Annotated in this window: 11 protein-coding genes; 1 reads left to right on the top strand and 10 read right to left on the bottom strand. The window is 46.5% G+C overall.

All coding sequences use genetic code 11. From position 1 onward, the window contains the following. Positions 1-38: 38 nt before the first annotated feature. The 5 genes from ACTHTJ_RS00930 to ACTHTJ_RS00910 form a co-directional block, all read right to left on the bottom strand. The gene (locus ACTHTJ_RS00930; protein WP_070584122.1) at positions 39-1,445 is read right to left on the bottom strand and encodes a dihydrolipoyl dehydrogenase; all 1,407 of its coding nucleotides are present in this window, start codon (positions 1,443-1,445) and stop codon (positions 39-41) included. 253 nt (positions 1,446-1,698) lie between these two features. Next, positions 1,699-2,436 carry a redoxin family protein gene (locus ACTHTJ_RS00925; RefSeq protein WP_003747251.1) on the bottom strand — a complete coding sequence of 246 codons (738 nt, stop codon included), beginning with the start codon at positions 2,434-2,436 and terminating at the stop codon, positions 1,699-1,701. A gap of 188 nt (positions 2,437-2,624) precedes the next feature. Then, complete coding sequence (locus ACTHTJ_RS00920) at positions 2,625-3,410, bottom strand: 1-acylglycerol-3-phosphate O-acyltransferase (protein ID WP_070712523.1); 786 nt, start codon at positions 3,408-3,410, stop codon at positions 2,625-2,627. A gap of 64 nt (positions 3,411-3,474) precedes the next feature. Beyond that, positions 3,475-4,302, bottom strand: coding sequence for a bifunctional DNA-formamidopyrimidine glycosylase/DNA-(apurinic or apyrimidinic site) lyase (gene mutM, locus ACTHTJ_RS00915; RefSeq protein WP_070712751.1), 828 nt, complete (start codon positions 4,300-4,302; stop codon positions 3,475-3,477). 53 nt (positions 4,303-4,355) lie between these two features. Then, a complete protein-coding gene (locus ACTHTJ_RS00910; protein ID WP_070712522.1) occupies positions 4,356-5,015 on the bottom strand; it encodes a class I SAM-dependent methyltransferase in 660 nt (219 codons plus the stop codon). A gap of 156 nt (positions 5,016-5,171) precedes the next feature. Here ACTHTJ_RS00910 and ACTHTJ_RS00905 point away from each other — a divergent pair, with 156 nt between their 5' ends. Continuing rightward, the gene (locus tag ACTHTJ_RS00905) at positions 5,172-7,280 is read left to right on the top strand and encodes a LysM peptidoglycan-binding domain-containing protein (protein ID WP_440360738.1); all 2,109 of its coding nucleotides are present in this window, start codon (positions 5,172-5,174) and stop codon (positions 7,278-7,280) included. Positions 7,281-7,517: 237 nt separating this feature from the next. On the opposite strand, the gene ACTHTJ_RS00900 is transcribed toward ACTHTJ_RS00905, so the two are convergent. The 5 genes from ACTHTJ_RS00900 to gatC form a co-directional block, all read right to left on the bottom strand. Then, the gene (locus ACTHTJ_RS00900) at positions 7,518-8,522 is read right to left on the bottom strand and encodes an FAD-binding oxidoreductase (RefSeq protein WP_070459847.1); all 1,005 of its coding nucleotides are present in this window, start codon (positions 8,520-8,522) and stop codon (positions 7,518-7,520) included. An 81-nt stretch (positions 8,523-8,603) separates the two neighbouring features. Next, the gene (gatB, locus tag ACTHTJ_RS00895) at positions 8,604-10,034 is read right to left on the bottom strand and encodes an Asp-tRNA(Asn)/Glu-tRNA(Gln) amidotransferase subunit GatB (RefSeq protein WP_070459844.1); all 1,431 of its coding nucleotides are present in this window, start codon (positions 10,032-10,034) and stop codon (positions 8,604-8,606) included. 100 nt (positions 10,035-10,134) lie between these two features. Further along, a complete protein-coding gene (locus tag ACTHTJ_RS00890; RefSeq protein WP_004520129.1) occupies positions 10,135-10,755 on the bottom strand; it encodes a trimeric intracellular cation channel family protein in 621 nt (206 codons plus the stop codon). 97 nt (positions 10,756-10,852) lie between these two features. Beyond that, positions 10,853-12,301 (bottom strand): Asp-tRNA(Asn)/Glu-tRNA(Gln) amidotransferase subunit GatA, encoded by a 1,449-nt coding sequence (gatA, locus tag ACTHTJ_RS00885; RefSeq protein ID WP_070584114.1) that lies wholly within the window; start codon positions 12,299-12,301, stop codon positions 10,853-10,855. Between the two features lie 150 nt (positions 12,302-12,451). Further along, positions 12,452-12,742 carry an Asp-tRNA(Asn)/Glu-tRNA(Gln) amidotransferase subunit GatC gene (gene gatC / locus ACTHTJ_RS00880; protein WP_003685110.1) on the bottom strand — a complete coding sequence of 97 codons (291 nt, stop codon included), beginning with the start codon at positions 12,740-12,742 and terminating at the stop codon, positions 12,452-12,454. Positions 12,743-12,767 lie beyond the last annotated feature (25 nt).

Below are 12,767 nucleotides of genomic sequence, written 5' to 3'. Positions count from 1 at the left end.
CACTACGAGTTTCAGACGGCCTTTATTCCATCAAATAATCAAGCCTGTTTCAATTTTGCATCGGCATCACGCAATGCAGTACGCAGACCTTCCTCGATAACCGGATGGTAGAACGGCATATCCAGCATTTGCGGAATCGTCATCTTCATTTGATGCGCCCAAGCCATCAAGTGTGCCAAATGTTCGGCAGCAGGGCCGACAACTTCCGCACCAATGAAACGGCCGGTCGCTTTCTCAGCATACAAACGCATATGGCCTTTGTTTACCAACATAACGCGGCTGCGGCCTTGGTTTCGGAAGGAAACTTCTCCGATGACAAACTCATCAGGTTGATATTTTGCCGCAACTTGCGCATATTTCAAACCGATAGTGGCAATTTGCGGACTGGTGAATACCACGCCGATTACGCTACGGCGCAAACCGCCCTCAACATTCGGGAAAATAGCGGCATTGTGACCGGCAATTTTGCCTTGGTCGGAAGCTTCATGCAACAGAGGCAATTGATTGGACGCATCGCCTGCGATGAAGATGTGCGGAATGCTGGTTTGCATGGTCAACGGATCGGCAACAGGCACACCACGCGCATCTTTTTCGATATTCAGGTTTTCCAAACCGATATTGTCTACGTTCGGACGGCGACCGGCGGCAGCCAAAGCATATTCGGCATGGAACACACCTTTTTCGCCATCTTGTTCCCAATGAACTTCAACATTACCTTCAGCATCCAGTTTGACTTCGGTTTTGGCATCCAAATGCAAAGTCAACTCTTCACCAAAAACGGTTTTGGCTTCTTCAGCGACAACAGGATCGGAAATACCGCCAATGGCACCAGCCACGCCAAAAATTTCAACTTTTACGCCCAAACGGTGCAAAGCCTGACCCAACTCTAAGCCGATTACGCCAGGACCGAATACGGCCACACTCTTAGGCAGGGTATCCCAAGAGAAAACATCATCGTTCACAATCAAGCGATCGCCCAAAACTTCCCACTGAGGGAAAATCACAGGGCGCGAACCTGTGGCAATCACAAAACTTTTTGCAGTAATTTGAGTGTGGTCATCGATTTGGACGGTGTGTTCGTCAACAAATTTTGCCGTACCCATAATACGCTTGTCGGCAGGCCACTCTTCTACATCGCTGACTACAAAACCGACAAAACGGTCGCGTTCGGACTTCACTCGATGCATGACTTCTTCGCCGTTTACCGTTACGCTGTCTTTATCCAAATGCACGCCAAACGGATCAGTATGCAGAGCATGATGGCGCGCTTCCGCAGCCGCAATCAGCAATTTGGACGGCATACAGCCGACACGCGCACAAGTTGTTCCGAATACATTGTTTTCAATCAGGTAAACATTGTCTGTTTGAAGTCGGGCATTGCGAAATGCGCCCATACCGGCTGTACCGCCACCCAGCACTACCACATCTGCTTGAATCTTTTTCATATTTTATCCTTACTGTCTATATCCAAACCGATATTGCCATCAGGTTATCCGTTTTCAGACGGCCTAAACTTCATAAACTATCAAAATTTAAAAATTAATAGTCAATACCTAAATATCGATTTAAAACAATAATCTCAAATTCTATTTGTAAATATAGAGTTATTCAGAACGCCGATTTGCAAACGTCGTCTGAATAACTCTATATTTGGGTCTTTCAGACGGCTTTTTCAAGCCGTCTTAAGCATACAGGCAATTAGTTTTTAGCCAAGTAAGCTTCCAAGTCTTCGCTGCCGCCGATGTATTTACCGCCGATGAATACTTGAGGAGCAGTCATCTTGCCGGTAATAGCGCGTACGGAAGTAACAGTTGCATCTTTGCCCAATACGATTTCTTCGTAAGACAAGCCTTTGTCTTGCAGCGCTTTTTTAGCTTTAGCGCAGAATTGGCAGCCAGGTTTGGTGAAGATGGCAACAGACTCTTGAGCTTTCCAGTCAGGAGCAATGTATTTCAACATAGTGTCAGCGTCAGACACTTTGAAAGGATCGCCTGGTTCTTCAGGTTCGATAAACATTTTTTCAACCACGCCGTCGTTAACCAGCATGGAGTAACGCCAAGAGCGTTTGCCGAAGCCCAAGTCTTCTTTGCCAACCAACATGCCCATGCCTTCAGTGAATTCACCGTTGCCATCAGGGATCATGTAAATGTTGTCGGCTTCTTCTTCAGCAGCCCAAGCGTTCATTACGAAAGTGTCGTTTACAGATACGCAGTAGATTGCGTCAACACCGTTTTCTTTGAACGCACCAAACAATTCGTTGTAGCGTGGCAGGTGAGAAGAAGAGCAAGTTGGAGTAAATGCGCCAGGCAGAGAAAACACGACTACTTTTTTGCCTTTGAACAAATCATCAGTAGAAACATCTTTCCAAGTGTCGCCAACGCGAGTGCGGAATACTACGGAAGGTACTTTTTGACCGGTACGATCTTGCAAAGCCATTTTTAAGCTCCTTAAAAATTCGGGTTTGAGAAATGAATCAATGCTTGCATTCTAATGCAGGCCCATCGATTTGTATAATTTATAGTTCAAATAATATTAATTACATCAAACTATCAATTCAATTAAACCGAAAACAGCTATTCCTCTAAATGAAGGCTATCTGAAATAAAACAAGTGCCTGACTGAAATTATTTTTTAGGTAAGGGCTGAACGGGAGAATCCGAAGCCACAATTTCACCGATGGCTGTTTCCGCAATATCCTTCAAAGCATAGCGGTCTTTATCAGGCATATCTGTCGATTTGTACTGAGGCGAGAAATCCAAGCGGATACAGATTTTCTTCATAGAAACAATGCGCCATAAAGATTGAAGCAGGTTTACCTCCGCATAGGATGGCAGAACCGTCCGTTGTCCTTCGTCATCATAATATCGCAAAGTTACCGCCTGAATCGGCGCTTTCGCATCAATAGCCGATTGGAACAGGGCAGCTTTAAACGGCAAAATACCCAAGCCGGAAGAAGTACGCGCCTCAGGGAAGAAGCTGACATTCTGCCCTGCTTTCAATGCTGCACAAATCGCCTGATTAATCGGCTCGATATCTCGGCGGGAATTGCGGTTGATAAACACCGTGCCGGCATTTTTACCCATTTTTCCCAAAACCGGCCAACCGCTGATTTCCTGCTTGGCAATAAAACTGCTCGGATAAACGGCGCTCATGGCAAAAATATCCAACCAAGACACATGATTGGCTACCACCAAAGTACCACTCACATTTCCTTGAGGCGGTACGCCGATTTCCAATTCGATATCCAAAGCATCCAATGCGCCTTTTCCCAAAACAACCACCGCATGATTGCGTTCCTCTGCATTATTGCCATCGATGGCACGCAAATTCCGACCGGTTCGGAACAACCAAGCCGCCAAACGGCAAAGTCGGCTCAGACGTTTAAAAAAAGGAGCTTTTTGTTTAGACATAAAATTTCTTCTGTATTGTGTTCATTATGTTCAGACAGCCTCTGACATTTAAGGCCGTCTGAAACTATTTCTGGCAATTTGGACAATAAAATGTTCCACGCTGCCCCAAAGTTTCTTTAAAAATCAACCCGCCACATTGGACACAAGGCTCATTGTGGCGGCCATAGACCGTATATTCCTGCTGAAAGTAGCCGCTTTTGCCATCGCTATTGACAAAGTCCCGCAGCGTACTGCCGCCCGTTGCAATCGCCCTTTGCAGAACCGCTTTAACGGTTTCCACCAATAATACGCATTCTTTCTTGGTCAGCTTATTCGCCGGACGCAATGGCGAAATACCTGCCTTAAACAGACTTTCATTCGCATAAATATTACCGACACCAACCACCACTGCATTATCCATCAGCGCTAATTTGACTGCACGCTTTTGGTTTTTCAATTTCTGATACAGGTAATTTGCATTAAAATCATCCGAGAGCGGCTCCGGCCCCAGTTTTTCCAACAGCGGATGATGCTCGGCAATACCCTCATACCACAACACCGCACCAAATTTACGCGGATCGTGATAACGCAATACGGTACCGTCATCAAATGCAAAATCTAAATGATCATGTTTATCCGGCGTGGCGATGCGCTCATCATCGGCGGTAAAAATCCGCAAACTGCCGGACATACCCAAATGCATAAGTAAAATACCCGTTTCAAAAGTAACAATCAAATACTTCGCACGCCGGTTGCATGCCAAAACTTTGCGCCCGGCCAAAATTTGCGCCAAGTTCGGATGGATAGGCCATCTCAATTTAAACTGGCGAATAATGACTTTTTCTATCTTTTTGCCATCAATATGCGGCGCGATTCCGCGTAAAGTCGTTTCCACCTCAGGTAATTCAGGCATCATTATTCTCCAAATTCATCATTATCCATCATTATATATAGGTCGTCTGAAAACTATTCGGCCAAACGTGCCGTACTTAAAGCAACCGTATTGCCATCAAATGCAGATTCCAATTCAGGCAAAGGATGGACACCAATCAAATGTTTTGTTAAAACCACACCATACACCGCCGCACACTGCGGCCACCACCTATCCCCTGCCTTTTCCATAAACTGCCAAAATTTCAAAGCAGATGATGAATTCACAGCAGGCAGATAATCCATAAACTGCCCATATTCCATTTCAAAACCAATAGCGGCAGTTTTTCGTTTCAACTCAGCCAGAGCCAAGCATTGAGATTTCATAGGCAGTCTTTTGCCATCAAACCACGAGCTCAACCCCCACAAAGATTTAGGGTTAAACCCCGTCAAAATCAACCTACCCTCGGGTTTTAATATCCTAAATGCTTCTTGCAACACCAAATCGGCAGTTGAAATTTCCAAAAGATGGGGCATCAATAACACATCCACGGAATGCGTTTCAAATGCCAACATTTCAGCATCCATCCGCACATCGCGCGGCACCACAATCATATTTTCAGACGGCCTCTGCCATATGCCGCCCAATTGAACCACCACTTGGCCATTCAAATATTGCAAATGCCGTCTGAAAAAATCCTCCTCTTTTTGAGCAAGATATTGCCCCATTGGCGTTTGCATAAAAAAAGTTTCCATTAAATGCTCCCCTATGCATCCCGACTTGTGTGACAGAATTTTAACACCACGACCACATCATACACGCAAATTCCCTGCCCGACTTGACGTTTGAATGCTGAAACGATACCATCGAAGGGACAAAATTTTATTATATATTTGATAACTCTATTTACTATGGCAAAACTAAAAACCATCGTTCTGACCGTTTCAAGCCTGTCGGCAGTTTCCGCCACAGCCTACGCGCAAAACGCTACGCCCAACCAAGTCGGCATGGCAATGATGCGCCTCAACTCTTCCCTGCTCGACCAAGCCAAAGCACAAACCTTCGGCTCTGGTAGCTTGTGGGCATCATTACGTAAAGACTTCCGCATTAACGAAGTCAACACAGAACTGGTTCGCCGCCATGAAAACAAATTTGCTGCAAACAGCGCATATTTCGACCGCACCATCTCCCGCAGCAAACCTTATATGTACCATATTGCCAATGAAGTTAAAAAACGCAATATGCCTGCTGAAATCGCTTTGCTGCCTTTCATTGAAAGCGCATTTGTAACCAAAGCCAAATCACACGTCGGCGCATCCGGCCTGTGGCAATTTATGCCGGCTACCGGCCGCCACTTCGGCTTGGAAAAAACGCCTTTGTATGACGGCCGCCACGACGTTTACGCTGCTACCGATGCCGCATTAAACTACCTGCAATACCTGCACAGTATGTTCGGCGACTGGTCTTTGGCCCTTGCCGCTTACAACTGGGGCGAAGGTAACGTCGGCCGTGCCGTAAACCGTGCCCGTGCGCAAGGTTTGGAACCAACATACGAAAACCTGCGTATGCCGAACGAAACACGCAACTACGTTCCCAAACTTTTGGCCGTCCGCAATATCGTCGCCAATCCGCAAACTTTCGGCATGAATATCAGCGAAATCAGCAATCAGCCGTATTTCAAATCTGTCAGCATCGACAAACCTATCGATAACAGCACAATCGCTCGCTTTGCAAACATCAGCGAAAGCGAACTGTTGGCACTCAACCCAGGTTTCAATGCCCCGGTATTTATCCCTAAAAATAATCGTCGTCTGTTATTACCGGTTTCTGCGGTTTCCGCATTTGAGAAGAACTACCGCAATGCCAATCCAGATACCCTGATGTCTTGGGATATTTATACTTCTTTGGGCAACAAAAAACTTAATGCCATCGCCAACGATACCGGCATGAGCGTAGCCGAACTCAAGCGCCTCAATGGCCTGAGCGGTAGCGCCATTTCTGAAGGCCGCAGCATTTTAGTGGCTAAAAACTCAGCTATCCAAAGCCAAGACATTATTAACTTTATTGACAAAGACAATACGCCGGATACTTACCAATCCAATATGCCGGCCATGTCTCCGATTATTGCTTCCAACGTAGCAGAACCGGTTAAAGTCGCTCAAACTACCGTGACCAATATTGTTGCACCTGTTGTTCCTCAGTCCACTAAACCGGTTGACTTTATTGCACACAGCAAAACTGAAAACGTTACTTCCGTAGCGGTAACAGAAACCAAAGAGCAGCCTCAAGTTGCAAGTATAGAAATGACCGCCCCAGTTGTAGCCATGGTCCATACTGCTATTGAGCCTGCTACCACAAATGTTGCAGAAGCACCCAAAGCGGCTATCCCTGCCGACTTGACTGCACCGACTGTTGTCGCAAACGATGTAGCCCCTTCTCCAGCAGTTGAATCTGTTGCTGCTGCGCCGGTTCAAGAAGAGCATGATGACCTGATGGCTTTGGTACAAAGCCGACCTGCAGAGGAACCTGCAGCGACTGTTGCTGAAGCGACTCCTGAAACCAAACAAGTTCAAACTATTGTCACCGCTGAAAACGCTCGTACAGAACGTATCGCAGCCAATACCGCTAAACAACAACAACGCATCAATGCGCGTCTTGCCCGTGTAAATGGCCAACAAAACACACAAACTGCAGCACTTGCAGCAGGTATACACCGCGTGGAAGATGGCGATACGTTGTTTAACATCTCCAAACGTTACAACTTGAGCGTAGCCGATTTGATTATTGCCAACAACATCAAAGGTAACAATATCAAAAAAGGCCAAATCCTCCGCGTTACAGCTGCTCCGGCAAAAGTCCGCAGCAACCCGATTCAAAACGTTTCCTACACTGTACGCAAAGGCGATACTTTGAACACCATCGCCAACCGTTTCAATGTTGATATTAATGATATCCGCCGTTGGAACCGCAATACACGTACGGTGACCCCTGGTCAACGTTTGAAACTGATTGGTAGCTAATACTTGCTTCAAAACAAAGGCCGTCTAAAATATTCAGACGGCCTTTTTCTTTATGATAAATTATAAATTCAATTTTTGATAACAAAATAGTTATCTCTTCAAGACATAAACATCCATGCAATAACTTCCACATAGAAAAAAGAGTGTGTAAAAACACACTCTCCTCTTCAAATAGATTGCCGTCAAATTTTACTCTTAACAGCTGCATTCAAACATATAAATCCTGTATACACATCACTATGCCGGTGAAAAAGCATCACAGAAGAAGGCATCTTCCGGTAAAGCGCAATTTTGAGTCAGCAAACTTTGCGCATTCTCCGTCATGGCTGGTGACCCGCAAGCATAAACTTCATATTGGCTCAAATCAGGATAATTTTGTGCTGCAACGTTTTGCACATATCCACTCTCCCCTTTCCATTCAGAATCAGGCTTAGAAAGAACAGGCAAGAATTTCGCATTTTTCAGACGGCCTATTAATGCTTCTGCTTCTTCCAATGCGTACAAATCCTCCTGCTGACGTGCTCCCCAGTAAAAATGAACCTGACGTTCGCTATTCTGATGAATCAAATCAAGCAAGATGCTGTGGATAGGTGCGTAACCTGTACCCGTTGCCAACAAAACAATCGGTCTATCGCTGTCCTTTTGCAAAGTAAACGTACCCAATGGGCCTTTAATGCGGACAATGCCTTTTTCTTTGATTTTAGGCTCTGCACCAAAAATCATTTCCGAACATACGCCATTTTCTCGTTTCCGAATATGCAACTCCAAAACGCCTTCTTGGTCAGGTGAATTGGCGATTGAATAACTGCGACTAATATTACCCGGAAGCAACAAGTCAATATACTGCCCTGCATAAAATGCAAACGATGGGGCTTTAGGCAAAGCCAATCTCAACAAAGCAACATCATGTTTGATTTCAATCGTTTCGATACGTACAGGCAAAGTGCGCACTGGCAAAGCATTCGGATTAAACCCCTGCACATTGATTTTCAGGTCGCTCTTCGCAGTAGTACAGCACAATAGCACTTTGCCCTGCGCTTTTTCTTCTTCGCTGATGGCTTTATCAATATGATCGCCCATTTCAAATTCACCACTCATCAACTCGGCCTTACATTGTCCGCAGGCGCCACTTTTACAAGAATGGGGCAGATTTAAATTCTGACGGGTCGCAGCAGCAAGAACGGTTTCATCATCGTTTGCCGTAAATGTTATTTGATCTGATAAGGTAATAGTATGTGTCATGGTATTTAGAATAATTTTAGAATCAAAAATAAAGGCCGTCTGAAAAATAAGACCTATTTTTCAGACGGCCTGTCCTATCTATCAAGCTAATTTGGCTTTAATCAACTCTTGAACTTGAGCAGGATTGGCCTTGCCTTTACTTGCTTTCATCACTTGGCCGACAATCGCATTCAAGGCTTTTTCATTGCCGGAACGGAATTGCTCAATGGCTTTCGCATTATTTGCCAACACTTCATCCACCATCGCTTCAATTGCTCCAGTGTCGGTAATTTGTTGCAAGCCATGTTTTTCGATGATTTCGGCAATACCTGCTTCAGGCTCGGCCCACATTGCTTCAAAAGCTTTTTTCGCCAATTTGCTACTTAATGTTCCGTCTGCAACTTTAGCAACCAACTCGGCAAGGCGTGGAGCCGTAATCGGGCTTCCAGCTAATTCCAAACCTTCTTTGTTCAAAGTAGCAGCAAGCTCGCCGTTCATCCAGTTCGCCGTTAATTTACCTTGGCCGCAGGCTTTGGCTGCTTCTTCAAAATAGGCGGCTTGAGCGCGGCTGGCAGTTAACAGGCGCGCATCATAGTCAGACACGCCGTAATCGACAACAAAACGCGCCGCCATTTCATGCGGCAACTCTGGCATTTGCTCTTTGGCTTTTTGCAATTGGCCGTCTGAAATAATGACCGGAAGCAAATCCGGATCTGGGAAATAGCGGTAATCATGTGCATCTTCTTTCAAACGCATCACACGGGTTTCGCCTTTTTCAGGGTCAAACAGCATGGTTGCCTGCTGTACTTTACCGCCGTCTTCCAAGATTTCAATTTGCGCTTCCACTTCATAATTGATGGCTTGTTCCAAGAAGCGGAAAGAGTTGAGGTTTTTGATTTCACGGCGTGTACCGAACTCTGCCTGACCTTTCGGACGGACAGATACGTTGGCATCAACGCGGAACGAGCCTTCCGCCATATTGCCATCGCAAATATCCAGCCAAGTTACCAAACCGTGTAACGCTTTAGCGTATGCCACGGCTTCGGCTGCGGAACGCATTTCAGGCTCGGAGACAACTTCCAATAAAGGCGTACCGGCACGGTTCAAGTCAATACCGGTGGCACCGTTTAAACCCTCGTGCACGGATTTACCCGCATCTTCTTCCATGTGCGCACGGGTAACATTGATGGTTTTAACCTCATCGCCCACTACGATTTCCAGTTTGCCGTGTTCTACAATCGGCAAATTCAACTGGCTGATTTGATAGCCTTTTGGCAAATCAGGATAAAAATAGTTTTTACGGTCGAACACGTTTTTCTGATTGATTTTCGCATCCAAAGCCAAACCGAGTTTGATGGCTTTTTCGACGACTTCGCGGTTCATTACCGGCAATACGCCCGGCAACGCACACTCAACCACGCTGGCGTGGGCATTAGGCTCGGCACCGAATGCAGTGGATGCGCCGCTGAAGATTTTGGATTGGGTGTTGAGTTGGACGTGGATTTCCAGTCCGATTACGGTTTCCCAAGTCATAAGGGTCTTTCTGTCGAAAAAAAGTTAATCGGTTAAATGAGTGATTCGTTTTTCAGACGGCCTGAATAAAAAACATAATAGGCCGTCTGATAAGATAAGTTTATTTCCTGCGGCGTTGGAAACCGGGCAGTTGCCAATGGAAACGGTATGCAGTCAGGCGAAACAACAATCCGCCGGCAAAGAGCAGGTTTAACGTAAAAATATTAATCCAGCCCAAATGCCCGAACAGATAAATCAGCCCGCCAATCAAAATGGCTACACTGCCGTAAAGGTCGGTGCGCAAAATCATCGGCACATCATTGACCAAAATATCGCGCGCAATACCGCCACCAACGGCAGTCACAAAAGCCAAAGAAATAACGCCGAACAAATTGAGCTGCAAGGTCATACCGATTTGTGCGCCGGTAATGCTGAATGCTGCCAAACCGATGGCATCGGCAATAATAAAAGCAGCAGCCAAATAGGTGCTGCGATAACGTTGCACCCTTATCAACCATGCGATGGCAAGCGTGGCAAACACAACAATCAGCGCATCGGTTTGCAAAAACACTTGCGGAATCCGGCCGACCAAGCCATCGCGTATCATGCCGCCGCCGACAGCCGTCAGTAACGCAGTAATGACGACACCGAGCACATCCAACCGCTTGTTGTAGCCGACCAAATAGCCGGAAATGGCAAACGCGGCTGTCCCAATGATTTGAATGAAGTCGGTAGCTGTCATGTTTTTAAATATCTACAATATGCAGCACCTCAATACATTCAGGCGCTTTTATATGGTTTATTTTCAGACGGCCTTGAATCATCAAGGCCCTAAAACATTATTCCGGCGCTTTGGTGTGCCAATCGCTGCTCAGCTGAACCTGATGTGCGGCACCCAAAATTTTGGCTTCGGAGAAATAGTTGCCGATAAATTGCACACCAATCGGCAGACCGTTTGCGCTGAAACCGGCAGGCAGAGTCAGTGCAGGCAAACCGGCAAGGTTCACGGCGATGGTGTAAATATCGGATAAGTACATTTGCACAGGGTCGTGAATGTCGCTGCCGAGTTTAGGCGCGGCAGTCGGCGCAGTCGGCGCCAAAATGAAATCACATTGACCAAAGGCCGTCTGAAAATCATTGGCAACCAGACGGCGTAGTTTTTGCGCTTTCAGGTAATAAGCATCGTAGTAACCATGGCTCAATACATAAGTACCGATCATGATACGGCGTTTGACCTCACTGCCGAAACCTTCGGCACGGGTGTTGCTGTACATTTCTTCTAAATCGCCGAATTGTGCTGCACGATGGCCATAACGTACGCCGTCGAAACGGGACAAGTTGGTACTTGCTTCCGCAGAGGCGAGAACGTAATAAGCGGGAATCGACAATGATGTTTGCGGCAGGGAAACTTCAACAGTCTCCGCGCCTTGTGCTTTAAGCAAATCGATAACGCTTTGCAAGGCCGTCTGAACATCGGCATCCGCGCCTTCACCGAAATACTCTTTAGGCAAACCAATTCTCAAACCTTTGAGCGGCTTGTATAAATCACGTGTGTAGTCTTCTTTGTCGCGTTCCAAGCTGGTGGAATCACGCTCGTCAAAGCTGGCCATGGCGTTCAACAAAATCGCACAGTCTTCAGCCGTTTGCGCCATAGGACCAGCTTGGTCGAAGCTGGAAGCATAGGCAACCATACCGAAGCGTGAAACCGTACCGTAAGTCGGCTTGATGCCGGTAATGCCGCAATGCGATGCAGGCTGACGGATAGAACCGCCGGTATCCGAACCCAAGGAAGCAGGCGCCAAACGCGCCGCAATCACGGCAGCCGAACCGCCTGACGAACCGCCGGGAACATGTTCAAGATTCCACGGGTTTTTGGTTGCGCCGTAGAACGAAGTCTCATTGGTCGAACCCATGGCGAATTCGTCCATATTGGTACGGCCGAGAGTAACCATGCCGGCATCCAACAGGTTTTGCACCACAGTGGCAGTATAAGGAGAAACAAAGTTATCCAACATTTTGGAGCTACATGCACTGCGCCAACCTGTTTGGCAGAAAATATCTTTGTAAGCAACCGGCACACCGGTCAAAGCCGTTGCATTACCGGCCGCGATACGCACATCGGCTGCTTTGGCCTCAGCAAGGGTTTTATCTTGATCGATGGTCACATAGCCATTGATGTCAGGGTTTTTCGCAGCAATAGCGGCCAAATATTCGGTCGCCAATTCGACTGCGGAGATTTGTTTGGATTGCAGCAGGCTGCTGGCTTGTTTGAGCGTGTAAGCGGTCATTGTGCCGTACTTTCTATAAAACAGTTTTTGCTTTCAAAACAGATATTGAAAACATCCGTTTAAATCAATAAATCGGGCCGTCTGAACAAAGTATCCTTTCAGACGGCCTTGCAATAGGGGCTTGCCGATAAGCAAAGGCCGTCTGAAACCTTATTCTTCAATCACTTGAGGAACGATATACAGGCGATTGCGCACTTCTGGGGCAACAGCCTGATATTCTGCAGCGTGGTCGGTTTCAGTCACTTTATCTTCGCGCAGACGCAAAGCGGCTTCGTGCGGATGCGCCATAGGTTCGATGCCGTCGGTATTGACGCTTTGCATGTTTTCAACCATGGCGAAAATGTCGTTCAACTCGGCAAGCGTTTTGTTTTTTTCTTCGTCCGTTAAAGTGAGGCGCGAGAGTTTTGCGATTTTTTCCACATCATTTAAGCTTAAAGCCATAAAAAATCCTTGTCTGATAGCAATG

Source organism: Neisseria sp. P0018.S001, from assembly GCF_051957355.1.
GTDB classification, from domain to species: domain Bacteria; phylum Pseudomonadota; class Gammaproteobacteria; order Burkholderiales; family Neisseriaceae; genus Neisseria; species Neisseria subflava_A.
The sequence above is the reverse complement of the archived record's forward strand: the minus strand, read 5'-3'. Positions and strand labels throughout refer to the sequence as shown.

Coding starts and splice junctions, on each gene's coding strand:
- ACTHTJ_RS00930 (WP_070584122.1), bottom strand. CDS start 1,445: ATGAAAAAGATTCAAGCAGATGTGGTAGTGCTGGGTGGCGGTACAGCC.
- ACTHTJ_RS00925 (WP_003747251.1), bottom strand. CDS start 2,436: ATGGCTTTGCAAGATCGTACCGGTCAAAAAGTACCTTCCGTAGTATTC.
- ACTHTJ_RS00920 (WP_070712523.1), bottom strand. CDS start 3,410: ATGTCTAAACAAAAAGCTCCTTTTTTTAAACGTCTGAGCCGACTTTGC.
- mutM (WP_070712751.1), bottom strand. CDS start 4,302: ATGCCTGAATTACCTGAGGTGGAAACGACTTTACGCGGAATCGCGCCG.
- ACTHTJ_RS00910 (WP_070712522.1), bottom strand. CDS start 5,015: ATGGAAACTTTTTTTATGCAAACGCCAATGGGGCAATATCTTGCTCAA.
- ACTHTJ_RS00905 (WP_440360738.1), top strand. CDS start 5,172: ATGGCAAAACTAAAAACCATCGTTCTGACCGTTTCAAGCCTGTCGGCA.
- ACTHTJ_RS00900 (WP_070459847.1), bottom strand. CDS start 8,522: ATGACACATACTATTACCTTATCAGATCAAATAACATTTACGGCAAAC.
- gatB (WP_070459844.1), bottom strand. CDS start 10,034: ATGACTTGGGAAACCGTAATCGGACTGGAAATCCACGTCCAACTCAAC.
- ACTHTJ_RS00890 (WP_004520129.1), bottom strand. CDS start 10,755: ATGACAGCTACCGACTTCATTCAAATCATTGGGACAGCCGCGTTTGCC.
- gatA (WP_070584114.1), bottom strand. CDS start 12,301: ATGACCGCTTACACGCTCAAACAAGCCAGCAGCCTGCTGCAATCCAAA.
- gatC (WP_003685110.1), bottom strand. CDS start 12,742: ATGGCTTTAAGCTTAAATGATGTGGAAAAAATCGCAAAACTCTCGCGC.